Raw genomic sequence first — 24,771 nt, 5'->3', positions numbered from 1 at the left:
GGAGGGTCACGCAATGTAAACCGTCGCGGATCAGCCTTCCTGCAACACCAGTTCAGCCAGCTGGACGGCATTCAGGGCGGCGCCCTTGCGGATGTTGTCGGACACGATCCACAGGTTGATGGCGTTGGGGTGCGAGAAGTCCTCGCGGATGCGGCCGACGTACACCGGGTCGGTGCCGGACGCGTGGGTCACCGGGGTCGGGTAACCGCCGGCCTTGGGCTCGTCCACCACTTCCACGCCCGGCGCGGCTTCCAGCAGTGCCTTGACCTCGGCGACCGACAGCTTCTGGCTGGTCTCGACGTTGACCGCTTCGGAGTGGCCGTAGAACACCGGCACGCGCACCGCGGTGGGGTTCACCTGGATGCTGTCGTCGCCGAGGATCTTGCGGGTCTCCCAGACCAGCTTCATCTCCTCCTTGGTATAGCCGTTGTCGAGGAAGTCATCGATGTGCGGGATCAGGTTGAACGCGATCTGCACCGGGAAGCGCTTCGGATCCGGGTCCTGGAAGTTGAGCAACGCGCCGGTCTGGCGCCCCAGTTCCTCCAGCGCCGAGCGGCCCGCGCCGGACACCGACTGGTAGGTGGCCACGTTGATGCGGGTAATGCCGGCCTTGCGGTGGATCGGTGCCAGCGCCACCAGCATCTGCATGGTCGAGCAGTTCGGGTTGGCGATGATGCCGCGCGGGCGGTTCTTCACCTGCTCCGGATTGACCTCCGACACCACCAGCGGCACGTCGTCGTCGTAGCGGAAGGCCGAGGAGTTGTCGATCACCACCGCACCCGCGGCGGCGAACTTGGGCGCGTACTCCTTCGAGACGCTGCCGCCGGCGGAAAACAGGGCGATGTCGACGCCGGTGGGGTCGAAGGTCGCAAGGTCCTGGACGGTGATCTCGCGGCCCCGGAACTCGACGGTGCCGCCGGCCGAGCGCTCGCTGGCCAGCACGTGCAGCTTGTCGATGGGGAACTTGCGCTCGGCCAGGATGGCCAGCATGGTCTCGCCCACGGCGCCGGTGGCGCCAACGACGGCTACGTTCGCGGTCTTGCTCATGGTGTTGCGTGTCCTTGTAAGTCGTGTGCGGGCAGCAGCGCTCGATCGTCGATTGTGCGCCATCGCCACCCTTGGAAAGGAGGGGGCCAGTGGAACGTCAAGCGGCGCAGTTGGAACGGTCGCGCTCCGGGCCCAAGGGCGGAGGCGCCTGGCAACTGGCCGCTACCGTTTGCCGGCGGAGGTGCCGCCTTTTCCGGCCGGGGACAGCAGGCCCTGCGCCGAATTGCCACCCGGCACGCGCGGCGCCATTTCGCCCACGTCGCCGCATTGCGCGCGATGGCGCAGCGCCTGGTCCATCAGCACCAGCGCGACCATCGCCTCGCAGATAGGCGTGGCACGGATGCCCACGCAGGGATCGTGGCGGCCGGTGGTCACCACCTCGACCACGTTGCCGTTCACGTCCAGGCTGTCGACCGGCAGGCGCAGGCTGGAGGTGGGTTTGAATGCGACGGAGCAATGCAGCGGCTGGCCGGTGCTGATGCCGCCGAGGATGCCGCCTGCATGGTTGCTGGCGAAGCCGGCCGGACCGATATGGTCGCGATGCTGGCTGCCCTTCTGCGCCACGGACGCGAACCCGTCGCCGATCTCCACGCCCTTGACCGCATTGATGCTCATGAGCGCCGCGGCGAGCTCGCCGTCCAGCTTGCCGTAGATGGGTTCGCCCCAGCCGGGCGGCAGGCCTTCGGCGATGACATCCACGCGCGCACCGACCGAATCGCCGGACTTGCGCAGCGCGTCCATGTACAGCTCCAGCTCGGTCAGCTGGCGCGGATCTGGCCAGAAGAACGGGTTGTCCTCCACCACCGACAGGTCCGAGCCATGCGGGGTGATGTCGCCGATCTGCGACAGCCAGCCCTGGATGCGCACGCCATGGCGCTCGGCCAGCCACTTCTTGGCGATCACGCCGGCTGCCACGCGCATGGTGGTCTCGCGCGCCGAGGAGCGACCGCCACCACGCGGGTCGCGGATGCCGTACTTCTGCCAGTAGGTGTAATCGGCGTGACCCGGGCGGAACTGGGCCGCGATGTTGGCGTAGTCCTTGCTGCGCTGGTCGGTGTTGCGGATCAGCAGCGCGATGGGGGTGCCGGTGGTGACGCCCTCGTACACGCCGCTGAGGATTTCGACCTCATCGGCCTCGTGCCGCTGCGAGGTGTGGCGAGTGCGCCCGGTGGCACGCCGCGCCAGGTCGTGGCGGAAGTCCTCCGGCGCGATGGCGATGCCCGGTGGGCACCCATCGATCACGCAGCCGATCGCCGGCCCGTGGCTTTCGCCAAAGGTGGTGACGGAGAGCAGCTTGCCGAAGGTGTTGCTCGACACGGGGGAGGGGTCTCGACCAGAAGAAGCGACTTTAGCAATCCGAAGCGGTTGCCGCTGCAACGGGCCTCAGCGCGCGTCGGCCAGCGCCTTGATCTTCGCGTGGTGCTCGACCAGGTCCTGGCGCTCGACCACGAAGATCCCCATCTGCCCGACCTTGAACTCCACCCACGCCATCGGCACTTCCGGCAGCAGCTTGACCAGCGCGCGCTCGGCCTCGCCCACCTCGCAGATCAGCAGGCCGTGCTCGCTCAGGTGCTCGGGGGCGTCGCGCATGATCTTCAACGCCAGGTCCAGGCCGTCGTCGCCGGCGCGCAGGCCCAGCTCAGGCTCATGGGCATACTCGGCGGGCAGCGCGTCGGTTTCGTCGTTGGTCACGTACGGCGGGTTGGTCACGATCAGGTCATAGACCTCGCCGTTCAGCCCGTTGAACAGGTCAGACTTGATGAAGGTGACATTGTCGGCGTGCAGGCGGGCCTTGTTCTCGGCCGACAGCGCCAGCGCGTCGTCGCTGATGTCCACGCCATGCACTTCCCAATCCGGGTGGTAATGGCCCGTGGCGATCGCGATGCAGCCCGAGCCGGTGCACAGGTCCAGCGCGCGGTGTACTTCGCGGCCGCCCAGCCACGGTTCGAAGCCGGCTTCGATCAGCTCGGCGATCGGGCTGCGCGGCACCAGTGCGCGTGGATCGGACTTGAAGCTCAGGCCGGCGAACCAGGCCTCGCCGGTCAGGTAGCAGGCCGGAATGCGTTCGTTGACGCGGCGGTCGAACAGCGCCAGCACCTTTTCCTTTTCTTCCGTGGTCACCCGCGAGTTGCCGTAGACCGGGCTCAGGTCGTGCGGCATGTGCAGCGCGTGCAGCACCAGTTGGGTGGCCTCGTCGAGGGCGTTGTCGAAGCTGTGGCCAAACGTCAGCCCGGCCGCGGCGAAGCGGCTGCCGCCGTGGCGGATCAGGTCGATGATGGTCAGCTGCTCGAAGGTGGGGGTTTCGGCGGGCACGGTCGGATCCGGGGACTGGCGGGCAGTCGGCCATTATAGCCGGGGGGCGGCCCGACCCCGGTATCATGCCCCGGCACCCGTCGCTGGAACCGCAATGTTCAACCGCACCACGCTCCTCATTATCGTTGTCGCGTTGGCCGCCGGCCTGGGACTGCTGGCCTCGCGCCATGCCTTCAGCCCGGCACCCTCCAACCCCCTGCCACAGACCCAGGCCGTGCGGCTGTTCCAGCCGGCACGAGAACTGCCGCCATTCTCCCTGCGCCAGTCCGATGGCACGCCACTGGTTCCCGGAGAACTCAAGGGACACTGGACGTTGGTATTCCTGGGCTTCACGCACTGCCCGGACGTCTGCCCGACCACACTGGCCACGCTGGCCGGCGCGCAGAAGCAGTGGGAGTCGATCCCGGACACGCAGCGCCCGCGAGTGCTGTTCGTCTCGGTGGACCCGGAGCGCGATACACCCGACCACATCGGCGAATACGCCCACGCTTTCCACCGCGACACGCTGGCGGCCACGGCTGACATCCCCGCGCTGGAGGCCTTCACCAGGTCGTTGAGCCTCGTGTTCGCCAAGGTACCGGCCGCCGAAGGCGCGCCCGCTGACCAGTACACGATGGATCACAGCGCCACGCTGGCCGTCCTGGACCCGCAAGGCCGCATGAGCGGCGTGGTACAGCCGCCGCTGGATGCCAAGGCCATCGCCTCCGACCTGACCTTGTTGACCCGAGCCACCGCCCCATGAGCCTCGTCACTGCCCTGACCTACGCCCTGCCCCACCGCGCGCTGTCCTCGATGGCGCGCGCACTGGCCTATTCGCACACACCGTGGGTGAAGCAGTGGCTGATCGACACGGTGACGCGCAAGTTTGGCGTCAACCTGGCCGAGGCCGCGGAGCCAGACCCGACCGCGTACCCGACGTTCAACGCGTTCTTCACCCGCGCCCTCAAGCCCGGGGCACGCGTGGCCGACCCGGACCCGCGCGCGCTGTTGATGCCTGCGGACGGCCGCATCAGCCAGTGCGGCCCCATCCAGGACGGGCGCATCTTCCAGGCGAAGGGGCAGTCGTTCACCGCGGCGGAGCTGCTGGGCGATGCCGACGCGGCGATGCCGTTCAACAATGGCGTGTTCGCCACCGTGTACCTGTCGCCCAAGGACTACCATCGCGTGCACATGCCGTGGGCGGGCCGCCTGCGCGAGACGGTGCACGTGCCGGGCCGCCTCTTCAGCGTCGGGCCAGCGGCGGTGCGCAATGTACCGGGGCTGTTTGCGCGCAACGAGCGGCTGGTGTGCCACTTCGACACCGACTTCGGGCCGATGGCGCTGGTGATGGTGGGCGCGCTGCTGGTCTCGGGCGTGGAAACGGTGTGGGGAGGCGTGGAGATTCCGCATTACGGCGACACGGTGACCACCAAGGATTACCGCGGCGCCAACATCACCCTGGAACGCTTCGCCGAGATGGCGCGTTTCAACTACGGCTCGACGGTGATCGTGCTGCTGCCGCCCGGCGTGGCGGCGCTTGCGGGCCAGCTCGGTGCCGAGACGCCGGTGCGCCTGGGCGAGCGGCTGGCCACGCTCGAGGGCTGACGACGGTCAGCCCTTGCAGCCGGCCAGGCGCAACTTCTGGCCTGGCCGGATCGCATAACGTGGCCCGGCGATGCTGTTGGCGCCAGCGAGCTCCTGGACGTTGCACTGGAACTTCCGCGCGATCGAGAACAGGGTCTCGCCCCCCTGGACGGTGTAATCCTTGGGCGCGACGGGTATCGGGGTGGCTGGACGGACAGCACCCGCCACGCCAGATGCGACCAGCGACGGCTCGGAATCACGCACCGGCGTCACCGGCCCCGTGCGCACGATCGCGCGCTTGGGATCGCTGAGCACCAGCATCCGCGCCAGTTCCGCACGGCGCCCCTGCGTACACCAGCGGTGGTACAGGCCCACCATGTCCGTGGTCGCGTTCAGCGTGGTGCCGGCCGACAGCCAGCTGTCGGCCTGGTAACGGGGGTTGAGATTGCGCAGGGCACGCATGTAGCCCTCGCGCACACCACGATTGCCCATGCAGATGGCGAGCTGGTAGATCGACGCGGGCTGTTCCAGCCGCAACGGCGCGGGCTTCGGGCGCGCGCGCGGGAAGCTCAATCCGTATTCGCGCGGGTGCAGGAACAGCCATGCCGCGGCAATCACCATCGGCACGTAGTCACGTGTCTCCGGTGGGAACTGGTTGTAGACGGACTCGTCCCAGAAGCTGCGGCCGCCACTGGCGTTGAACACGCGCTGCGCCCGCCCTTCACCACCGTTGTAGGCGGCCAGCGACATCTCGATACTGCCGTTGAGCTGGCCCAACCGCTCGTTGAGGTAGGCCACGTTGGCTTCGGCAGCCGAGCGCGGGTCGTAGCGCGTATCGAAACCGGTGCCATCGTTCCCCAACCCGAACCGACGGCCGGTGGCGTACATGAACTGCAGTGGCCCCGCGGCGCCGGCACGCGAAGTGGCGTGCACGCGACCGTTGGATTCCTTGGCCATGATGCCGAACAGCAGCGCCTCCGGCAGGCCCGCACGCTCGTACTGCGGCCACATCAGGTGGCGCATGTACTGATAGTTCTCGTAGGACGTGAGCAGCGCCCCACGCATGTCGGTCAGCCAGCGGCGAATGCCTTCCTGTACCGCCGGGTTGTACTCGACCATCTGGTCGAACTTGTGGCGGGGGCCCGTGAGCAATGCGGCGGCGCGCGCGGCTTCGGGCACGTCGCTGACCAGGGCGCCATGACCGTCATGGTCGTCTTCCAGCTCGATCGCGTCTTCGCCGCCTGCGTCATCCGCGCCCAGCTTCAGCAGTCGCTTGTAGCCCGCCAGCATGGTGGAGACCGAGCACCCGCGTTGCTTCATGCAGGCGTTGATCACTTCCTCCATGTCCTCGATGGCCTTGTCGGCCTGCACCTGGCCTTCGGGGTCGGCGTTGGCGATACGCACCAGCGCGCCGCGGTAGTCCGCTTCCGCCTTCTCCATCCGCTGGGTGAGTGCATCGATGGCAGTCTGGGCAGCCTTGCTGGGCGCCGCCAATGCCGGCAGCGACATGGCCAGCGCCAAGGACGCCACCAATGGGGCCAGCGCCCCCGGAATTCGGGCAAAAAAAGACATGGATCACATACGCGTCGGGGGGTTGGCAGGGTAGCCCCGTTGCGGACGTGAGGGCAACCATCCAAACCTTGCTTCGCTGAACACACGCTGCGGCATAGAATCGAACGACTAGCCCAGTGGAAGCGCGCATGGACCCCATTCTCGTCGGCAAGGCCGTCACCACGCCCGATAGCGGCAACGTTTACCTGCAGCCCAGGTTCGGCAACCGGCACGGCCTGGTGGCCGGCGCCACCGGCACTGGCAAGACCGTGACGCTGATGACGTTGGCCGAAGGCTTCTCGCGCCTGGGCGTCCCGGTGTTCCTCGCCGACGTGAAGGGCGACGTCGCCGGGCTCGCGATGCCGGGCACGATGGGCGAGAAGCTGCAGGCACGCGTGCAGCAGCTGGGCATCAGCGACTACCGCAACGAGGGCAACCCGACGGTCTTCTGGGACCTGTTCGGCAAGCTCGGCCACCCGGTGCGCACCACTGTGAGCGAAATGGGGCCCGCCCTGCTCGCACGCATCCTGGAACTCAACGACACGCAAAGCGGCGTGCTCGACATCGTGTTCAAACTGGCCGATGACCGCGGCCTGCTGCTGCTCGACCTGGCGGACCTGCGCGCCCTGCTCGGCCTGGTAGCCGATGAGCGCAAGGACATCTCCACCTCGTATGGCCTCGTCAGCACGCAGTCGGTCGGCGCCATCCAGCGCGCGCTGCTTCGACTGGAAAGCGAAGGCGGCGACCGCTTCTTCGGCGAACCCGCGCTGGAGCTCAGCGACCTGATGCGTACCACGCAGGACGGTCGCGGCGTGATCAACATCCTTGCCTCCGACCAACTGATCCTGAAACCGCGGCTGTATTCCAGTTTCCTGCTGTGGCTGTTGTCGGAGCTGTTCGAATCGCTGCCTGAAGTCGGCGACCTGGACAAGCCCAAGCTGGTGTTCGTGTTCGACGAAGCGCACCTGCTGTTCGACGACGCGCCGCCGGCGTTGCAGCAGCGCGTGGAACAGGTGGTCCGCATCATCCGCTCCAAGGGCGTGGGTGTGTATTTCTGCTCGCAGTTCCCCGATGACGTGCCCGACGACATCCTCGGCCAGCTCGGCAATCGCGTGCAGCACGCGTTGCGCGCCTTCACGCCGCGCGACCAGAAGGCGGTGAAGACCGCCGCCGAGACCTTCGTGGCCAACCCGAACCTGGACGTGGCCGAGGCCATTTCGCAACTCGGCACTGGCGAAGCACTGGTGTCCACCCTGCAGGACAAGGGCGTGCCCATGCCGGTGGAGCGTACGCTGATCGCCCCGCCGCGTTGCCGCATGGGCGCCATCACCGAGGCGGAACGCGCGCAAGTGCGTGCCGGTAGCCCGGTGGGCGCTAGGTATGACACAACGATCGACCGCGAGTCGGCGGCGGAGATGTTGGCGCGCAAGGCCGAAGCGGCCACCGAGCAGGCCAAGGCGCCCCCCGCGCGTACCCGCGAGCAGGACGATGCGGAGGAAGGCGGATTCGGTCAGGCGGTGAAGGACGTGGTCTTCGGCACCAAGCGTCGCCAGGGCATGGTCGAAACCATGGCCAAGCAGACGGCTCGCACCGTGGGCAACCAGATCGGCCGGCAAATCCTGCGGGGCCTGCTGGGCGGCATACTCGGCGGCGGTCGCCGCTGAACATTTCTCAATCCACCTACGAACAAGGAATCTTCGTGCCCATGAACCGGATCGTCCCCTCGTTGGCGCTTGGCCTGCTGGCCCTGTCCCTGGCCGCCTGCAAGCAGGAAGCCGAGCCCACACCGGCGACCCAGGTGGCCGTCGTCGAACCCGCACCGGCACCGGAGATGACCGCGCAGGCGTCGGATAGCGACCTCGCCGCCAAGGCCGGCGCCATCGACATGAAGGCGTTCCCGGGCAAGTTCGCGGGCACCCTGCCCTGCGCGAGCTGCCCCGGAATCGACACGAAGCTGGAGCTGATGGCCGATGGGCCGTTCAAGCTGACAGAGACCTACCAGGGTGAAGCCGGCGCACCGAACGTGGTCGAAGGCACCTGGACCGTTGAAGACGGCGGCAAGCGCGTGCTGCTGGATCCCAACAGCAAGTCCGAGCAGGACCGCAGCTACGGGATCATGTCCAACGACGAGATCCGCCTGCTGGGCCAGGATGGCAAGCCGATTGAGAGCCAGCTCAACTACAGCCTGAAGCGCGAGCCCAACTGAGTGCCGGCCGCGCGGCGGCTCCCGCCGCGCGGCCATTCCAGTGTTTGCCCATTCCGGGCCCCCGTTACCTGCGCAGTCCTTCCGAATGTCCCGTTGGCGCCCCCCTGCTCCCTCCTCGACCGCCGTGATCACCCGCGACGGCTTCGAACGCCTGCGCGAAGAGCTCAATGACCTGTGGAAGGTGCGCCGCCCCGAAGTGGTGAAGGCGTTGGCGGCAGCCGCGGCCGAAGGCGATCGCTCTGAGAATGCCGAATACACCTACCGCAAGAAGCAGTTGGGCGAGATCGACCGCCGCGTGCGCTACCTGAGCAAGCGCCTACCCGCGTTGCGGGTGGTGGAGTCCAGACCGACCGACCTTGAGGCCGTCTTTTTCGGAGCGCGTGTCGAGATCGAGCATTGCACCAGCGGCGAAAGCCAGCAGTACCGTATCGTCGGCCCGGACGAGACGGATGCCCGCCAAGGATGGATCAGTATCGACTCGCCATTGGCCCGCGCGATGCTCAAGAAGCGTCTGGATGACGAGTTCGAAGCGCTGCTGCCCGGCGGCATGCAGCGGTACGTGATCATCGCCGTGGAATACGCCGACTGACGGCTGTTGCCCCCGCCGGCCGACCGCGTAGCATCTGGATCCCGACCGTCGAACGAGCTGCGCCCCGGAGGCTTACCATGCGCACCCTGGCCACCCTGATGCTCGCCAGTCTCGTCCTGCCACTATCCGCCCAGGCCGGCGAGCCCGCGCGGGACGGCGCTCCCAGCGCCCCGGCAACGACGACGCCGGCCGCTCCGCACCTGCTGGACCGTTTCAAGGCACTCGCGGGCAAGTGGAGCGCAACGGGGCTGGATGGTAATTCCATGCCCGACGCCCAAGTGCAATACGAGGTGACGGCCGGTGGCAGTGCTGTCGTGGAAACCCTCTTTCCAGGCACTTCGCATGAAATGCGCACCGTCTACGTGCGTGACGGCGCCGATGTGGTGCTGACGCACTATTGCGCCAGCGGCAACCATCCCCGGATGCGCGCGAGGGCTGCGGATGGCGAGCAGGTCACGTTCGCGTTCGACGGTGCAAGCAACTTCGACCCTGCCACGGCCGGGCACATGCACGACGCGAGCTTCACCTTCGTCGACAAGGACGAATTGCGCACCCGCTGGAACTTCTGGAGCAACGGCAAGCCTGCCGAGCACGTGGCAAACCTGCACGTCAAACGTGTGGCCGATTAAACGTCCTGTGCGGTAGCGCGCCGGCTGGCGCGCTACCAAAGGGTCAGTCGTTGAAAGGCACTTCGCCGTACAGGTCGTGCTCGTCGCTGCCCATGATCTCGACGTCGACGAACTCACCGACCTTCAGCCCGGCCTCGAAGCCGTTCTGGATCTGCACCACGCCGTCGATTTCCGGCGCGTCGGCCATCGAGCGGGCGATGGCCAGATCGCCATCGATGGCATCGACCAGGCAGCGCTGGATCGTCCCCACCTTGGCGGCAAGCTTGGCCTCGGAGATCTCGGACTGACGATCCATGAAGCGCGCCAGGCGCTCCTGCTTGACCTCCTCGGGCACCGCGTCTGGCAGAGCGTTGGCCGCAGCGCCGTCCACCGGCGAATAGGCGAACGCGCCCACGCGATCAAGCTGCGCCTCGTCGAGGAAGTCCAGCAGTTCTTCAAACTCAGCCTCGGTCTCACCGGGGAAGCCGACGATGAACGTCGAGCGCAGGGTGATGTCCGGGGCGATCGAACGCCAGCGCTGGATGCGTTCCAGCGTCTTGTCCACCGCGCCCGGGCGCTTCATCAACTTGAGGATGCGCGGACTGGCATGCTGGAACGGGATGTCCAGGTACGGCAGCACCTTGCCCTCGGCCATCAGCGGGATCACGTCATCCACGTGCGGATACGGGTACACGTAGTGCAGGCGCGACCACACGCCCAACTCGCCCAGGCCTTCGCACAACGCCTTCATCCGCGTCTGGTAGGCCTTGCCCCGCCACTCGCGCTCGGCGTACTTCGTGTCCACGCCGTAGGCCGAGGTGTCCTGTGACACCACCAGCAACTCCTTCACGCCGCCACGCACCAGGCGCTCGGCCTCGCGCAGCACGTCGTCGACCGGGCGGGACACGAGGTCGCCTCGCATCGACGGGATGATGCAGAAGCTGCAGCGGTGGTTGCAGCCTTCGGAAATCTTCAGGTAGGCGTAGTGCTTGGGCGTCAGCTTCAGCCCGTAGTCCGGCACCAGATCGATGAACGGATCGTGCTTGGGCGGCAGCACCTCGTGCACGGCGCTCATCACGCTGGAGTAGTCCTGCGGGCCGGAGATGGACAGTACCCCGGGGTGCGCGGCGCGAATCTCCTCGGGGCGCTTGCCCAAGCAGCCGGTGACGATGACCTTGCCGTTCTCGGCGATGGCCTCGCCGATGGCGTCCAGCGATTCGGCGACCGCCGAATCGATGAAACCGCAGGTATTGACCACCACCACGTCCGCATCGTCGTAGGTCGGGACGATGTCGTAACCCTCCACCTTGAGCTGGGTGAGGATGCGCTCGGAATCGACCAGCGCCTTCGGGCAGCCGAGGCTGACGAAGCCGACCTTGGGGTTTTGCAGGGACATGACAGGACCAACGGAAGGGGCGGCCGACCACGGGGCCGCGGGCGGCGAATTATAGCCCCGGCGGGCTGCCGGCCGGCCCCGGGCAGGCGTACCATCGCCCTGAACCGTTCAGGAGCTACGCAATGAGCCAATGGATCTCCCTGGAAACCCCGACGGGCCGCATCCAGGCCTGGCGTGCCGACCCACCCATCCCGCCCAAGGGCGCGCTGGTGGTCGTCCAGGAGATCTTCGGCGTCAACCATCACATCCGACATGTGTGCGACACCTTTGCCGCGCATGGCTACGTGGCGATTGCCCCGGCGTTCTTCGACCACTTCGAGCATGGGGTGGAGCTGGATTACGACGCCGATGGGGTGAAACGTGGCAAAGAACTGGTAGATCGACTGGGCATGGAGCGGGCGTTGGAGGACATCAAGGCCGCGGCCGCCGTGGTCCAGGAAGCCGGCAAAGTGGGCGTGGTCGGCTACTGCTGGGGCGGATCGGTTGCTTTCCTGGCCAATACGCGCCTGTCCATGCCGGCCGTGAGCTACTACGGCGCGCGCACACAGCCCTATCTGGATGAGCAGTTGGACGCGCCGATGATGTTCCACTTTGGCGACCACGATCCGAGCATCCCGACCGAAGCCATCGACTTGCATCGCAGCAAGCAGCCCTCGGCCGAGATCCACGTCTATACGGCAGGCCATGGCTTCAATTGCAACCAGCGCACCGACTACGACGAGGCGAGCGCCACGCTGGCCCTGGATCGGACCCTCTCCTTCTTCCGGCGCACGTTGCGGCCGACCTACTGAGCTGCGAGGCCCACGATGAGCCACAAGCACGCCGCACCTGCCCGTTTCGAGCTGCACCCGCAGTTGGCTTCGGACACCCAACCGGTCGCACGGTTTCCGCTGTGCGATGTGCTGCTGATGGACAACGCCAACCATCCTTGGCTGGTCCTGGTGCCGCGGGTGGCCGAGGCCGAGGAGTTGATCGATCTGGATGATGCCCAGCAGGTGGAGTTGATGCGCGAAGTGGCCAGGGCCAGTCGCGTGCTACAGACCGTATTCCAACCGCACAAGCTCAACGTGGCTGCGCTGGGCAACCTGGTGAAGCAGCTGCACGTGCACGTGATCGCACGCTTCGAGGATGACATCGCCTGGCCGCGCCCCGTCTGGGGAAGCGCCGACGCCCAGCCCTACTCGCCCGAGGCACTGATCGATCGCATCAAGCGACTGAGCAGTGCATTGGAAGCGTAAGCAGGCAGCAGGAACGTGACGAAGGTCCACGGACGGTGATACCTGCGGCGAGTTGGACACAACAGGCCGGGTATCATCCTGAGGATGTAGCCCCGACTCACGGAGTCCTTATGCGAAACCTGTTTCTCGCTACCTTGTTTGCCGCCAGTTGTTGTGCGGCCCTGCCCGTCCAAGCCGGCCTATTCGGCAAGAAACCCGAAGTTGCGGCCGATGAAGCCGTAGCTGCAGGCATGAACGCGGTGACAATCTGGGTGGATGCAACGTGGGGCTTCCGCAACCAGGGTTCCGCCAATTCACTCAATCGCGCGCACCAGATGTTCTCCCAGCGCGGCTACCGGGTGCACAGCGTGGTTCCTTACGTGGAAAACGGCGACTTGCAGGGGTTCTTCGTCACTTACGAGAAAAAGTGAGTGCCATGCGAAAGGGGCCTGTGCCCCGCGGTGCTTCTCGATATCGGGCGAGTATCACCGCGGGGCACAGGCCCCTTTCTTGTTTGGTGAGGCGGAACCCGCTCAGGTGCGCGGCAAAGTAACGCCCTTCTGCCCCTGGTACTTGCCGCCCCGGTCCTTGTACGAGGTCTCACAGACTTCGTCTGACTGGAAGAACAACATCTGCGCGACGCCTTCGTTCGCGTAGATGCGCGCCGGCAGCGGGGTGGTATTGCTGAACTCCAGCGTCACGTGCCCTTCCCACTCCGGCTCCAGGGGCGTCACGTTGACGATGATGCCGCAGCGGGCATAGGTGCTCTTGCCCAGGCACACCACCAGCGTGTCGCGGGGAATGCGGAAATACTCGACCGTGCGCGCAAGGGCGAATGAATTCGGCGGGATGATGCAGACATCCGATTCGATGTCGACGAAGCTGCCGCTGTCGAAATGCTTGGGATCGACGATCGTGGAGTTGATGTTGGTGAACACCTTGAACTCGCGCGAGCAGCGCACGTCGTAGCCGTAGCTGGACGTGCCGTAGCTCACGATCCGATGGCCATCGGCCGCGGTCTTGACCTGCCCGGGCTCGAACGGCTCGATCATGCCGTGTTGCTCGGCCATGCGGCGGATCCAGCGGTCGGACTTGATGCTCATGCGGAGGGACTCACCCAGCGGTCGGAAGCGCCGATTCTAACGGTTCACCCCTGCCTGCGGCACTCGCGACCCCAAAAGAAGAAGGGCCCGGCATCAACCGGGCCCTTCGCTCACCCCGAAAACGGGATCAGAAGCCGCTGGCGTTCAGGCGGCCACCGGTGACGACCTTGCCCTGCAGCGACGGAGTCGGCACTGCCGAGTTCATGATCGCGGCCTTGATGTCAGCCGCGGTCGCACCCGGGTGCGACGAGGCGTACAGCGCAGCCGCGCCGGTCACGTGCGGGGTGGCCATCGAGGTGCCGTTGTAGCTGGAATAGCCCGACACCACTGCGCCCTTCGACGACACCGGCACGGTCGACCAGATGCCCGAACCCGGGGCACCGATGTCCACCGTGGTGGCGCCCCACTGCGAGAAGCTCGACAGACCGCCAGTGCTGGTGGTCGAAGCCACCGCGATGATGTTGGCCTGCGGGTAGTTGGACGGGTAGCTGGCCTGCGCGTCGTTGTCGTAGGCCGAGTTGCCGGCAGCGGCGATGAACAGGATGTTGGCGGTGTTGGCGCGGGTGATCGCGTCCGACAGGCCCTGCGAGAAGCCACCGCCGCCCCACGAGTTGTTCGTGGCGACGATGTTCATCCCGTGGCGGGTCTTCAGGTCGGTGATGTAGTCCACCGCCTTGATCGCATTGGCGGTGGTGCCGCCACGGCGGCCGAGGAACTTGGCGCTGATCAGCTTGACGCCGCTCCAGCACACGCCCGCAACGCCCTTGCCATTGCCGCCTACGCCCGCGATGGTGCCCGACACGTGAGTGCCATGGTCATCGTTGGCGCCGCCGGAGTTGATGTTGTTGGAGCCACCGTCGAAGTCCCAACCACGGGTGTCGTCCACGTAGCCGTTACCGTCGTTGTCGACGCCGTCAACCGGGTCGTACGGGTTGGACCAGATGTTGGCGGCCAGGTCTTCGTGGTTGTAGTAGATGCCTTCGTCGATCACGCCAACCACGACGTTGCCGCAGTCGGTGTGGCCACCGGCCCACGCTTCAGCGGCTTGCGAGCCGTACTGGTTGGCCGGCGACGACGCATCGCCGTACATGCCCCACAGCGAACCGTTGGTGTAGTAGGTGTCGTTGGAGGTGGCGGAGTGGGTGTAGATCCAGTTCGGCTCGGCGTACTCGACCGCGGCATTGCGGCTCAGCGCGCTGATCGTGGCCGACAGGTCGCGACCGGCAGGCAGGCGCATCAGGGCCACTTCGCCGCGCTGGCTGTTGCCGGCACGCACGACGTCGATCTTGGAGGCGCCCAATCCTTGGCGGACGGCGGTCTGCTGTGCAGCAGTGGTGCCGTCACGGAACTTCACCAACAGCTCGTTGGCCTGGTGGGCACGGCCGGCATTCAGGCCGGAAATGACGAGGTCCGGACGACCGCCGGCAAACGCCGCGGACGAAAGGCCGAGAGAAGCGACAACAGCGCCGGCCAGGACCGCGGTACGGATGGGTTGCTTCATAACTGGAACTACCCCCGAAGGTAAGAACAGGAAAGGCGCGGCCAAGCCGGCCGCGCCTTTCGAATCTAGGGGGTGTTTTCCCGGTGCTGCAATGCGCACTGCAGCGCAACCGGGTCAGTCAGCTCAGGACAAAAGCGAGACGGATAAAGGCCTTGCCACCTGAGGGCGACCTGAAAGTTGAATTGCGAGCCGACGAGCGGTCGATTTATAGGAATCAACGGTGGCCGTTTTTTCGACATTTGTCACGATTGGGGTCCCGCTATCGCCCAATTCGCGCACGGCCACGTCGAGGGGCAGGCTTCCCAACAGGGGGACGCCGTACTGTTCAGCCATCCGCCGTCCGCCGCCTTCGCCGAAGATGTGCTCGGCATGCCCGCAGTGGCTGCACACGTGCACCGCCATGTTCTCGACCAGACCGAGCACCGGCACTTCGACCTTCTCGAACATCTTCAATGCCTTGCGCGCGTCGAGCGTCGCCACGTCCTGCGGCGTGGTCACGATGACCGCCCCGGCCACGGGAATCTTCTGCGCGAGGGTCAGCTGGATGTCGCCGGTACCCGGCGGCAGGTCGACGATCAGGTAGTCCAACTCCCCCCAGCGCGTGTCGTTCAGCAGCTGGGACAGGGCCGAGGTCGCCATCGGTCCGCGCCAGATCATGGGCGTGTCCTGGTCGACCAGGAGGCCGATCGACATGGCCACTACGCCGTGGGCCCGCAGGGGCTCGATCGACTTGCCGTCCGGGCTGTCCGGGCGTCCGTGCAGGCCCAGCATCATCGGGATGCTGGGGCCGTAGATGTCGGCATCCAGCAGGCCAACCCGTGCGCCGTCCTGGGCAAGCGCCACCGCGAGGTTCACCGCCGTCGTGGACTTGCCTACGCCACCCTTGCCCGATCCCACGGCAATGATGTTGCGGACGTTCGGGAGCGGGCTGAGATTGGGCTGTACGGCGTGGGCGGCAATGCGTTGCTGGATGTCGAGTCGGGCAAGCTCGAATCCCGCGACGGCCAACTCCTTGGCCACGGCCGCTTCGACCCAAGGTCGAAGCCCGCCCTCGGGGACTGCAGCAATCACCTCCACCGCCGCTGATTGACCGGCAACCGAAACGCGAATGCGCCCCACGTCACCAAGCCGGGCATCCACTTCGGGCAGCCGGAGGGTCTCCAGCCTCTTGGCCAGATCGGCTTCAACCATTTGGGTCTGCGCACCATTCGCCGTGTTCATGGAGGCGAATTGTACGCCCGAGTGCGCGGCCGCCCCTGCGGTGGGGTCGCACCCGCCCCGAAGCGTTGCCAGAACTTCATTGCGACTTGATGCAAGTCACAGAAAGTTCGTGCTAATGTGAACCGCCCGTTAAGGCAAGGTTAACAACTCATTTAAATCAGCTTTTACCTCCAGGGGGAGATTAGAGATGGTGGAGAGCAGCACGCGCTTCAAGCGCAATCCGTTGACCGCGGCACTCGGCTCGGCACTTTTGCTGTCGGTCGCAGGCATGGCGGTTGCGCAGGAGCAGGGGAACCAATCCGGCCAGACGCCGTCGGCAACCGACGTTGATCGGGTCGTCGTCACTGGTTCGCGCATCAAGAAGGTGGACGTGGAAGGACCGGCTCCGGTCACCGTCATCACCGCCGAGCAGATCCAGAAGGAAGGGTTTGTCACCGTTTTCGACGCGCTCGAGACGATGACCCAGAACAACGCGGGTACCAACCAGAACGAGCTGAACTCCGCCGGTGGCTTCACCCCGAACGGCAGCCCCGTGAACCTGCGCGGCCTCGGACCGGGCCGTACGCTGCTGCTTATCAACGGCCGCCGCGCCGCCGACTATCCGTTCCCGTACAACGGCCAGAGCAACTTCCAGAACTTCGGCAACATTCCTTCGAGCGCGGTTGACCGCATCGAAATCCTTGCTGGCGGCGCCTCGGCCATCTACGGCTCCGACGCCGTTGCCGGCGTGGTCAACGTCGTTCTGAAGACCAATTTCGAAGGCGACGTGGTGAAGCTGCGCGGTGGCACGACCACCACCGGCGGTGGCGACTTCGGCAACATCCAGTGGGTGGGCGGGCGCGCGGCCGACAACTGGAGCCTGACGTACGCCCTCGAGTACTTCGCTGACGAGCCAGTCTACGCCTACCAGCGTGACTTCATGGATTCGCGCCAGGACAACCCGATGCCGGGCGCGTTGGGTTACCAGCCGGTCAGCACCGTGCGCATCAACCGTGTCGCCAGCAACACGCCGGGCACGTACTTCGCACCGCCGGCCGGCACCTGCGAAAAGTTCGGTGGCGAGTATGTGAACTTCACCTTCCGCAGTACGTATTCCGCAACCCACCCACAAGCAGGCCAGCCTTATACGTTGGGCAACGCTTGCGGCTACTGGAATGATGTCGGCTACCAGACCATTTCAAACGGTAACAAGGACCTGTCGGGCTACCTCTACGGCACCTGGCAGATCACGGACGGCCTGGAAGGCTGGGCCAGCCTGCAGGGCTATCACTCGAAGTCCGAGCTGTCCGGCGGCCTGGAGGCGATCCTGGGCCCGCACATTGATGGCACCGGTGTTTTCACCACCTTCAATGCCGCCAACCCCGGCATGAACACCAACGTCAACATCCAGCGCATCCTCACGCCGCAGGAAGTCGGTGGCATCGAAGCGACCCATCAGAAGTTCAACGAGAAGTCGCTGGACGTGGCGGTCGGTCTCCGCGGCACGTTCGCTGACCGCTTCGACTGGGACTTCACCCTTGGCCGCGCGGACTACAAGGCCACGCGCACGCGCCCGCGACTGGATGGCTCCGCCGTCACCGACTGGTTCTTCGGCCCCAGGCTGAACACCTCCGGCACCCCGCGGTACATGATCAACCTGGATCGCTTCTACACGCCGCTGACTCCCGAGCAGTACCGCTCGATGTCGTCGATCCTGAAGTACGACTCCCATTCGTGGGTGAACCAGGGCAACTTCGTCCTGTCGGGCGACCTGTTTGAAATGCCGGCCGGTCCGTTCGCGTTTGCCGCGGTGCTGGAAGCCACTTCGCAGGGTTATGACCTCAACTCTCCGGATGGCATCCTCCCGACCAACCGCACGGTCTACAACCTAACTGGCACGAACGGTGGTGGCGAGCGTGACCGCTATGCGGCAGGCATCGAGTTCAGCATTCCGCTGCTCAGCTCGCTGAAGGCCAGCGTCGCCGGCCGTTTCGACAAGTACGACGACATCACCGCTGTGGATGATGCGCGGACCTGGGGCGCAGGCCTCGAATGGCGTCCGTTCAGCAACCTGCTGGTGCGCGGCAACTACTCGACCAGCTTCAAGGCGCCGGACATGCACTTCGTATTCAACGAAGGCAGCGGCTCGTTCAGCACCGTGCTCGACACCTACCGCTGCCTGAGCGCCGGCCTGCGGCCGGGCACCAGTGCGTGCAATACGTCGACGTACGCCTATTCGATGTTCGCCACCAGCAAGGGTGAGCCTACCCTTGAGGAAGAAACCGGCAAGTCGTGGAGCGCCGGCCTGGTGTGGGACATCACCGACTCGCTCTCGATCACGGCTGACTACTACGACATCGAACTGGAAGGCGCGGTCACCACGCTCAGCTCGACCTTCATCATGGATGCCGAAGGCGGATGCCGTACGGGCCTGACTCGCAACCGCGAGCCCTACCAGTTCGCCCAGGATTCGGCGTTCTGCCAGGAGATCATCAGCCGCGTCACCCGCGTCCCGGCGGCGGGGGAGCCCACCGACCGCGTGATCAACATCCGCAGCGGCCCGGTTAACCAGGCCTTCCGCCATGTCTCCGGCATCGATGCGGCAGTTGACTGGAAGATGGACACTGACCGTATGGGCGACTTCCGCTGGCAGTTGGCCTGGTCGCACACGCTGGAGAGCGAGATCCAGAGCTTCGCCACCGATCCCGTGCAAACGGACTGGCGCGATGACCCGAATAACTTCGACTTCCGCAGCCGTATCCGTGGCTCGGTGGGCTGGTCGCGCAACAACTGGAATGCGACGCTTTTCGGCACCCGCTACGGAAGCCTGCCGAACTGGCAGGAAACTGGCCGAGTCTCTCCCTACATTCTTTGGAATGCCAATGTGGGCAAGCAGATTACGGATCGGATGAAGCTGACGTTCTACGTGAACAACATCTTCAACAACTTCCATCCGCAGGACGACGGGTTCAATTCCTACCCGTACTTCTGGCGTGCATACAGCCCGATGGGCCGCGAGGTGTCCGCGCAGGTGGAGTACCGGTTCGACTGATATTCCAGCATCGTGTTTCACCCCTTGGAGCCCGGCGCAAGCCGGGCTTCATTTTGGCTAGCTCCATACCTGTGCGAATGCGGTATAAGGGAGCCGACGTCCGCTGTCCGCGGACCTCTCTGACTACCGTCAACACCCTGGGAGGGGATCCATGCGCAACAAACTGTTCACGCTCCTGATCGCGCTACCGCTGCTGGCCCTCTCGGCCTCGGTCTTTGCGCAGACGTCGCCGATCGGATCCTGGACCACCATCGACGACAAGACCAAGAAGCCGAAGTCGGTCGTGGAAATCTATGAGACGACCAATGGCTCGCTGGCCGCGCGCGTCGCCGAAATCCTGCATTCGGACCGCGGCCCCAACCCGGTTTGCGACAAGTGCGACGGCGATCGCAAGGGCAAGCCGGTCAAAGGCATGGTCATGATGTGGGGCGTCAAGAAGAAGGGCGACACCTGGGAAGGCGGCCAGATCCTGGACCCGGCCACCGGCAAGGTGTACTCGGTGAAGATCCGTCCGATCGAGGGCGGGCAGAAGCTGGAGGTCCGCGGTTTCCTGGGCTTTTCGCTGCTTGGAAGAACGCAGGTCTGGGTGCGGCGCTGAAGCCGGCGAACTAGGACGTCAAGGAGAGGCCCGGCGTAATGCCGGGCCTTGTCGTTTCGGCGCCAAAAGCGCCACTGGAATAAGACATTTGTGACAAATTGCGCACCTTTTGCCCCCCATGATTAATGATGTGTTAAGTTTTTAAAGCCAACGGAATGCTGAACCGCGCAGCGCGGTGTAAAGCCAGGACGGCGGCACATCTATTCAGTCCCAAGGGGGTAAATGGTGAAGAGTCGCAGTAATGGATTTCAGAAAAGCCGTCTGAGCGCGGCACTGTTCGCAGCATTGCTGATGCCGACCATCGGCTTTGCGCAGGATCAGGAAGAGGGCGAGCAGCAGGCCACCTCACCTCAAGCAACGACGGTCGACAAGATCACGGTTACGGGCTCGCTGATCCCGCAGACCGAGATCGAGACCTTTACCCCCGTCACGATCATTTCGGCGGAAGACATCAAGGTCCGTGGTTACACGAACATCTCCGATGCCCTCCAGCAGAGCTCGTTCGCGACCGGTGGCGTCCAGGGCTCGCAGTCCTCTGCTTCGTTCACGCAGGGCGCTGAAACCCTCAGCCTGTTCGGCCTTTCGGTCAGCTACACCAAGTACTTGATCGACGGCCGACCGATGGCCGATTACCCGGCGCTGTACAACGGCAGCGACGCATTCAACAACATCAGCGGCATTCCGATCGACTTGGTCGAGCGCATCGAAATCCTGCCGGGCGGCCAGTCCTCCCTGTACGGCTCCGATGCCATCGCAGGCGTCATCAACATCATCCTGAAGAAGTCGCTTGACGCCCCCGTCATCAGTGTCCGTGGCGGCACCTATACCGAGGGCGGTGGGGACATGGGGCGCGTCAGTGCAGCCCGCAGCTTCAGCCTGGCCGATGACAAGCTGAATTTGTTGCTCGGCGCCCAGTACGAAAACCGCGAGCCCATCTGGGCCTACGACCGCGACATCACCAAGCAGTACTACCAGAATGGCACCTCGCGCCCGATCGCCAGCCGCGACTTCCTGGTGTACAGCCCGTTCACCAGCTACAACTTCATGGACCCCGCCGACTGCGCCAATGTGACCAGCGGCTTCGGTGGCACGGAAGGCCTGCAGGTGCGTCCGGGATTCGGTGACGGCAACTATTGCGGCTCGTTCCAGACCCCTGGCTACCGCACGCTGCGCAACAGCAAGGAAGCCTTCCAGCTTTATTCGCACGCCACCTACGACCTCGCCGGCGGCCACCAGCTGTACGGCGATGTCCTGTACAGCGACGAAGAAGTTGGCTACCACGTCGGCGCCAACTACACCTGGTGGGGCACCGGCGTCGAATGGGGTTATTTCTATGACCCGAACCTCGACGACCTGATGAACCTGCAGCGCGCCTTCATGCCGGAAGACATGGGGCCGGGCGGTTTCGAAAATTCGATGAGCTTCGACAAGAGCGAGTCGTATGTCGCCAACCTTGGCCTCCGCGGTACGTTCGGCGATTCATCCTGGGACTACGACGGCTCTCTCAGCCGCACCGACTACAAGTTGGATGAGCGTGGCTTCGCGCGTTTTGCGGACCCGATCAACCAGTGGTTCGTTGACAACGTGCTGGGCCCGCAACAGGGTCTTGACCCGTACTACGGGGTCTATCCGGTGTTCACCCCGGATTACGGCGCGTTCTACCAGCTGATCTCGCCCGAGGATTTCCGCAGCTTCACTGGCTACACCAGCTCGAAGAGCAAGACCACCAACACGCTTGCTCGCTTCCAGCTGACCAACGCTTCACTGTTTACGCTCCCCGGCGGCGACGCCGGCATGGCGCTGGCAGTCGAAGGCGCGCGCGAAACCTGGGACTACAAGCCAGATGCCCGCCTGATGAACGGGGAAGTCTGGGGAACGACCTCCGTCGACGGCGGTGGCGAGCGTGATCGCGCAGCCATCACCGGCGAACTCCGGCTGCCGGTGCTCGATCCGCTGACCGTGTCGATCTCGGGTCGCTACGACGACTTCCGTCCGGACGGCGCAGAGAACGTTTCCAAGACCACGTATTCGCTGGGCCTTGAGTACCGCCCGATCGACAGCCTGCTCTTCCGCGGCAAGTATGGTACGGCGTTCAAGGCACCGACCCTGGCCGACCAGTTCCAGGCCATGAGCGGCTACTACAGCTTCGTCACCGACTACTATCAGTGCCAGCAACGCGGCTTCGACCCGACCCAGGTCGAGAACTGCCCGGCTGCGTACTCCAGCCGCCAGTACTTCGGTGAAACCTCGGGCAGCATCGACCTCGACCCGCTGAATGCCGACGTCTGGAGCTACGGCGTGGTCTGGGCGCCCAGCGCCAACTTCTCGACGAGCGTTGACTACCACCACTGGGATATCCGCGACGAAGTTGGCAGCCAGAACGCCGACGGCCTGGCCCTGCGTGAAATGCAGTGCCGCACTGGGGTACCCGGCTACGACATCAACTCGCCGGTCTGCCAGGATGCGCTGTCCAAGATCGTCCGCAATAGCCAGGGCAACATCGTTTATATCTACACGCCCAAGGTAAACGAAGCCCGGGAAGTACTGGACGCCATCAGCGCCAGCATGACCTACAACCAGGACTTGGGCAGCTCCGGCAGCCTGCTGTTCCGCGGCTCGTACACCAACAACATCAAGCACGAGTACTGGCAGTTCGAGGGCGACGAGGTCATTGACCTGCTGCGCCGACCCGGCTGGAGCAGCGATCCGAAGAGCAAGGCCAATGCATCGGTCACGTGGCGACTGAACAACTGGAGCACCACGTTCTATGCGAATCGCATCGGCCATACGCCCAACTACCGTGCACGGGTGCGTGACAGCTACGACGACCCGAATGGTCTCAATGGCGTCAATGGCAGGGTGTTTGCCGGCAAGCTCGCTCCGTTCACCCTCTACAACCTGAGCGTGAACTACAAGGCTACCGACAACCTCGACCTGTCCTTCATGGTGAACAACGTCTTCAACGACATGCCACCCGAGGACCGCAGCTACCCTGGCACATCTGGCGCGCCGTACAACAGCGCCCAGTACAGTGTCTATGGCCGCGCCCTTTACGTAGAAGCACGCTACACCTTTGGCAAGTAACTCGGCCGGTTAGGGATGTAAAAAGAGAAGCCCCGTCGCAAGACGGGGCTTTTTCTTGGTGTGGAGCAACTGGAAACTTCCGCCCCTCCAAAAGACATCAGTCGACCATGACTCCGGAACTTTCAAGCAGGGCGCGCAGCGGGGCAAGCTGCGCTTCGTAACGCCTCCAGCGCTGCAAGGCGCTGCGATAGATCGGCTCACGCACCTGCACCGCGCTGGCCGTACTCACCGGCGCATCATTGCGCTCGAAGCGCAGGCACGCGTCATGCCACGGCAACCCACAGAACTCGACCAGCTTGCGTGTATGACCCTCCTGGTCATCCACGATACCTTCGTAATCGACCTCCAGGATCCTGTTGGGCAGTACCCGCTGCCAATGCGCCATCAGACGGTCAAACAAGAGGTAGTAGCGCCCGGTATCCAGGAGATCGAAGGAGTAGTCGTAGTACGGCGATGTCTGCGCAAACAGCTGGCGAAAATTGCTGAGGCAGGTGTCCATTGGATTGCGCCTCAAGCAGATGATCCGGGCCTTCGGGAAGGCTCGCGCTATGTAGCCGGCATACAGGAAATTGTGGGGAAGCTTGTCGATGAAGTGCGGGGTGCTTCCGGTCCCCGGCCGAGTGCTTGCCAGGTACGCATCGCCCACTCGCCCCCACTCCAGCCGGCGCGCATGCACGATTGTCTCCGCATCAAGCAGGCGCGGCGAGCGACTACCCGAGGCCCGTTTGATCACGGCGCCGAAGTTCTGCAACTCGCCGGCCGAATGCACGGATGGATGACTCGAGAGGATCCGATCGACGAGTGTGGTCCCCGATCTTGGCATCCCGATCACGAAGATGGGCTCGACGCTCTGATGGCCAGCCCCGCCGGATTCGACATCGGGAAACGCCCGCATCAATGCGTCGAACAGTTCCTCGTCACGCGTGGGCGTGTAGTCCCGAAGACTGCGACCTGCAGCCTTGCCTGCGACAAGGTGCCGGAACGACCGTTCATGTTCTCCGATGTCCTCGCATTCCTTGGAAAGCGCGAGTTGTACGTACATCCGCCCCTCTGCACTACCCTCCCCCCCCGATGCCCCCAGACTCTCCAACCGCTGCAGGTGGTTGGCGTCCTTTGTCTGGGTACGCAGGTGCGCCAAGGCCAGGTGAGCCTTCCAATAATGCGGATTGCGTGCGATGCAGGCCTCGTATTCGGCGTCTGCGGCTGCAAGATCCCCGCAAGCCGTTAGCGACGTCGCGGCGTTGAAACGAAAGCTCGCCACGTCAGGCCTCGCCTCGACTGCACGACGAAACATTGCCGCAGCCTTGGCATGCAGGTTGGCTTGAGAATAGACGACCCCCAACGTGTCAAGGGTCATCGGATCCTGCGTCTCCAGCGCAGAGGCGTGGTCGGCGGCCTCAACTGACTCACGGGCCATACGTGCAGCAGCAAAAGCACGGGCCAACTGAGCGCCATAGTCGGCGCGGGCAGGATTGAGCATGACGGCGCGACGAAGCACCTGCACCGCTTGCGCTATCCGATGCATATGAAGACACGCCACCCCGGCAACAAAGTGCACCCCCGGATGGGTGTTAGCCCGCGGCAGCAGCTTCTCGCTCAACGACAACGCCAAGGGCCAATCGCTTCGGTTCAATGCTTCAACGGCCGTGGCATAAAGCCGGGCCGCATCGCTCAAGTTTTCTGCGTTCATTCCGGCATCGTACCTTGGCTGCCCAAGCGCGACGAGACAGCCAGGGGCCCGGA

At 64.8% G+C, this 24,771-nt stretch carries 21 protein-coding genes; 12 read left to right on the top strand and 9 right to left on the bottom strand.

Annotation, left to right across the window (positions count from 1 at the left end; all coding sequences use genetic code 11):
* Positions 1 to 30 precede the first annotated feature (30 nt).
* The 3 genes from N800_RS03515 to prmB all read right to left on the bottom strand — a co-directional run bounded on the left by N800_RS03515 (position 31) and on the right by prmB (position 3,360).
* Positions 31 to 1,047 carry an aspartate-semialdehyde dehydrogenase gene (locus tag N800_RS03515; RefSeq protein ID WP_036134951.1) on the bottom strand — a complete coding sequence of 339 codons (1,017 nt, stop codon included), beginning with the start codon at positions 1,045 to 1,047 and terminating at the stop codon, positions 31 to 33.
* A gap of 162 nt (positions 1,048 to 1,209) precedes the next feature.
* A complete protein-coding gene (aroC, locus tag N800_RS03510) occupies positions 1,210 to 2,364 on the bottom strand; it encodes a chorismate synthase (protein WP_052107875.1) in 1,155 nt (384 codons plus the stop codon).
* Positions 2,365 to 2,430: 66 nt separating this feature from the next.
* The gene (gene prmB / locus N800_RS03505) at positions 2,431 to 3,360 is read right to left on the bottom strand and encodes a 50S ribosomal protein L3 N(5)-glutamine methyltransferase (RefSeq protein ID WP_084087155.1); all 930 of its coding nucleotides are present in this window, start codon (positions 3,358 to 3,360) and stop codon (positions 2,431 to 2,433) included.
* A gap of 94 nt (positions 3,361 to 3,454) precedes the next feature.
* On the opposite strand from prmB, the gene N800_RS03500 reads away from it, so the two are divergent.
* Positions 3,455 to 4,102, top strand: coding sequence for an SCO family protein (locus N800_RS03500; protein ID WP_036134950.1), 648 nt, complete (start codon positions 3,455 to 3,457; stop codon positions 4,100 to 4,102).
* Positions 4,099 to 4,944, top strand: coding sequence for an archaetidylserine decarboxylase (asd, locus tag N800_RS03495; RefSeq protein WP_036134948.1), 846 nt, complete (start codon positions 4,099 to 4,101; stop codon positions 4,942 to 4,944). The genes N800_RS03500 and asd overlap by 4 nt, the downstream gene beginning before the upstream one ends.
* A gap of 6 nt (positions 4,945 to 4,950) precedes the next feature.
* On the opposite strand, the gene N800_RS03490 is transcribed toward asd, so the two are convergent.
* Positions 4,951 to 6,495: a transglycosylase SLT domain-containing protein gene (locus N800_RS03490; protein ID WP_052107874.1), complete on the bottom strand. Its 1,545-nt coding sequence runs from the start codon at positions 6,493 to 6,495 to the stop codon at positions 4,951 to 4,953.
* 128 nt (positions 6,496 to 6,623) lie between these two features.
* Between N800_RS03490 and N800_RS03485 the strand changes: the two genes are divergently transcribed.
* The 4 genes from N800_RS03485 to N800_RS15175 all read left to right on the top strand — a co-directional run bounded on the left by N800_RS03485 (position 6,624) and on the right by N800_RS15175 (position 9,898).
* A complete protein-coding gene (locus N800_RS03485; protein ID WP_036134946.1) occupies positions 6,624 to 8,138 on the top strand; it encodes a helicase HerA-like domain-containing protein in 1,515 nt (504 codons plus the stop codon).
* A 41-nt stretch (positions 8,139 to 8,179) separates the two neighbouring features.
* Positions 8,180 to 8,680 (top strand): copper resistance protein NlpE, encoded by a 501-nt coding sequence (locus N800_RS15180; RefSeq protein WP_052107873.1) that lies wholly within the window; start codon positions 8,180 to 8,182, stop codon positions 8,678 to 8,680.
* A gap of 85 nt (positions 8,681 to 8,765) precedes the next feature.
* On the top strand, positions 8,766 to 9,269 hold the full coding sequence (greB, locus tag N800_RS03475; protein WP_036134944.1) for a transcription elongation factor GreB: 504 nt from the start codon (positions 8,766 to 8,768) through the stop codon (positions 9,267 to 9,269).
* A 77-nt stretch (positions 9,270 to 9,346) separates the two neighbouring features.
* Entirely contained in the window at positions 9,347 to 9,898 is a 552-nt protein-coding gene (locus tag N800_RS15175) for a hypothetical protein (protein WP_052107872.1), read from the top strand.
* A 43-nt stretch (positions 9,899 to 9,941) separates the two neighbouring features.
* Here N800_RS15175 and rimO read toward each other — a convergent pair whose 3' ends face one another.
* Positions 9,942 to 11,273, bottom strand: coding sequence for a 30S ribosomal protein S12 methylthiotransferase RimO (gene rimO, locus N800_RS03465; protein ID WP_036134942.1), 1,332 nt, complete (start codon positions 11,271 to 11,273; stop codon positions 9,942 to 9,944).
* A gap of 122 nt (positions 11,274 to 11,395) precedes the next feature.
* Between rimO and N800_RS03460 the strand changes: the two genes are divergently transcribed.
* The 3 genes from N800_RS03460 (at position 11,396) to N800_RS15820 (ending at position 12,921) form a co-directional block, all read left to right on the top strand.
* The gene (locus N800_RS03460; protein WP_036134940.1) at positions 11,396 to 12,064 is read left to right on the top strand and encodes a dienelactone hydrolase family protein; all 669 of its coding nucleotides are present in this window, start codon (positions 11,396 to 11,398) and stop codon (positions 12,062 to 12,064) included.
* A gap of 15 nt (positions 12,065 to 12,079) precedes the next feature.
* A complete protein-coding gene (locus N800_RS03455) occupies positions 12,080 to 12,511 on the top strand; it encodes an HIT family protein (protein WP_036134939.1) in 432 nt (143 codons plus the stop codon).
* 110 nt (positions 12,512 to 12,621) lie between these two features.
* Entirely contained in the window at positions 12,622 to 12,921 is a 300-nt protein-coding gene (locus N800_RS15820; RefSeq protein WP_156962860.1) for a hypothetical protein, read from the top strand.
* A 102-nt stretch (positions 12,922 to 13,023) separates the two neighbouring features.
* Here N800_RS15820 and dcd read toward each other — a convergent pair whose 3' ends face one another.
* The 3 genes from dcd to apbC form a co-directional block, all read right to left on the bottom strand.
* On the bottom strand, positions 13,024 to 13,593 hold the full coding sequence (gene dcd / locus N800_RS03445) for a dCTP deaminase (protein ID WP_036134938.1): 570 nt from the start codon (positions 13,591 to 13,593) through the stop codon (positions 13,024 to 13,026).
* A gap of 127 nt (positions 13,594 to 13,720) precedes the next feature.
* Complete coding sequence (locus N800_RS03440) at positions 13,721 to 15,094, bottom strand: S8 family peptidase (protein ID WP_036134937.1); 1,374 nt, start codon at positions 15,092 to 15,094, stop codon at positions 13,721 to 13,723.
* Positions 15,095 to 15,217: 123 nt separating this feature from the next.
* Entirely contained in the window at positions 15,218 to 16,315 is a 1,098-nt protein-coding gene (gene apbC / locus N800_RS03435) for an iron-sulfur cluster carrier protein ApbC (protein WP_232227532.1), read from the bottom strand.
* Between the two features lie 187 nt (positions 16,316 to 16,502).
* Here apbC and N800_RS03430 point away from each other — a divergent pair, with 187 nt between their 5' ends.
* From N800_RS03430 to N800_RS03420, 3 genes are all read left to right on the top strand, one after another.
* On the top strand, positions 16,503 to 19,346 hold the full coding sequence (locus tag N800_RS03430) for a TonB-dependent receptor plug domain-containing protein (protein WP_052107870.1): 2,844 nt from the start codon (positions 16,503 to 16,505) through the stop codon (positions 19,344 to 19,346).
* A 151-nt stretch (positions 19,347 to 19,497) separates the two neighbouring features.
* Entirely contained in the window at positions 19,498 to 19,944 is a 447-nt protein-coding gene (locus tag N800_RS03425) for a DUF2147 domain-containing protein (protein WP_036134936.1), read from the top strand.
* A 222-nt stretch (positions 19,945 to 20,166) separates the two neighbouring features.
* Positions 20,167 to 23,028, top strand: a complete 2,862-nt coding sequence (locus N800_RS03420; protein WP_198032462.1) for a TonB-dependent receptor plug domain-containing protein — start codon at positions 20,167 to 20,169, stop codon at positions 23,026 to 23,028.
* Between the two features lie 97 nt (positions 23,029 to 23,125).
* Here the strand turns inward: N800_RS03420 and N800_RS03415 are convergent, their stop codons facing one another.
* The gene (locus N800_RS03415) at positions 23,126 to 24,718 is read right to left on the bottom strand and encodes a tetratricopeptide repeat-containing sulfotransferase family protein (protein WP_232227531.1); all 1,593 of its coding nucleotides are present in this window, start codon (positions 24,716 to 24,718) and stop codon (positions 23,126 to 23,128) included.
* Positions 24,719 to 24,771 lie beyond the last annotated feature (53 nt).

The sequence above is a fragment of the Lysobacter daejeonensis GH1-9 genome (genome assembly GCF_000768355.1).
GTDB lineage: Bacteria > Pseudomonadota > Gammaproteobacteria > Xanthomonadales > Xanthomonadaceae > Aerolutibacter > Aerolutibacter daejeonensis.
This window is presented reverse-complemented; position numbering and strand designations above follow the sequence as displayed.

What these genes read in the sequence shown, in the direction of transcription:
- N800_RS03515 (WP_036134951.1), bottom strand. Translation starts at nt 1,047, where the DNA reads ATGAGCAAGACCGCGAACGTAGCCGTCGTTGGCGCCACCGGCGCCGTG.
- N800_RS03500 (WP_036134950.1), top strand. Translation starts at nt 3,455, where the DNA reads ATGTTCAACCGCACCACGCTCCTCATTATCGTTGTCGCGTTGGCCGCC.
- asd (WP_036134948.1), top strand. Translation starts at nt 4,099, where the DNA reads ATGAGCCTCGTCACTGCCCTGACCTACGCCCTGCCCCACCGCGCGCTG.
- N800_RS03490 (WP_052107874.1), bottom strand. Translation starts at nt 6,495, where the DNA reads ATGTCTTTTTTTGCCCGAATTCCGGGGGCGCTGGCCCCATTGGTGGCG.
- N800_RS03485 (WP_036134946.1), top strand. Translation starts at nt 6,624, where the DNA reads ATGGACCCCATTCTCGTCGGCAAGGCCGTCACCACGCCCGATAGCGGC.
- N800_RS15180 (WP_052107873.1), top strand. Translation starts at nt 8,180, where the DNA reads ATGAACCGGATCGTCCCCTCGTTGGCGCTTGGCCTGCTGGCCCTGTCC.
- greB (WP_036134944.1), top strand. Translation starts at nt 8,766, where the DNA reads ATGTCCCGTTGGCGCCCCCCTGCTCCCTCCTCGACCGCCGTGATCACC.
- N800_RS15175 (WP_052107872.1), top strand. Translation starts at nt 9,347, where the DNA reads ATGCGCACCCTGGCCACCCTGATGCTCGCCAGTCTCGTCCTGCCACTA.
- rimO (WP_036134942.1), bottom strand. Translation starts at nt 11,273, where the DNA reads ATGTCCCTGCAAAACCCCAAGGTCGGCTTCGTCAGCCTCGGCTGCCCG.
- N800_RS03460 (WP_036134940.1), top strand. Translation starts at nt 11,396, where the DNA reads ATGAGCCAATGGATCTCCCTGGAAACCCCGACGGGCCGCATCCAGGCC.
- N800_RS03455 (WP_036134939.1), top strand. Translation starts at nt 12,080, where the DNA reads ATGAGCCACAAGCACGCCGCACCTGCCCGTTTCGAGCTGCACCCGCAG.
- N800_RS15820 (WP_156962860.1), top strand. Translation starts at nt 12,622, where the DNA reads ATGCGAAACCTGTTTCTCGCTACCTTGTTTGCCGCCAGTTGTTGTGCG.
- dcd (WP_036134938.1), bottom strand. Translation starts at nt 13,593, where the DNA reads ATGAGCATCAAGTCCGACCGCTGGATCCGCCGCATGGCCGAGCAACAC.
- N800_RS03440 (WP_036134937.1), bottom strand. Translation starts at nt 15,094, where the DNA reads ATGAAGCAACCCATCCGTACCGCGGTCCTGGCCGGCGCTGTTGTCGCT.
- apbC (WP_232227532.1), bottom strand. Translation starts at nt 16,315, where the DNA reads ATGAACACGGCGAATGGTGCGCAGACCCAAATGGTTGAAGCCGATCTG.
- N800_RS03430 (WP_052107870.1), top strand. Translation starts at nt 16,503, where the DNA reads ATGGTGGAGAGCAGCACGCGCTTCAAGCGCAATCCGTTGACCGCGGCA.
- N800_RS03425 (WP_036134936.1), top strand. Translation starts at nt 19,498, where the DNA reads ATGCGCAACAAACTGTTCACGCTCCTGATCGCGCTACCGCTGCTGGCC.
- N800_RS03420 (WP_198032462.1), top strand. Translation starts at nt 20,167, where the DNA reads ATGGTGAAGAGTCGCAGTAATGGATTTCAGAAAAGCCGTCTGAGCGCG.
- N800_RS03415 (WP_232227531.1), bottom strand. Translation starts at nt 24,718, where the DNA reads ATGAACGCAGAAAACTTGAGCGATGCGGCCCGGCTTTATGCCACGGCC.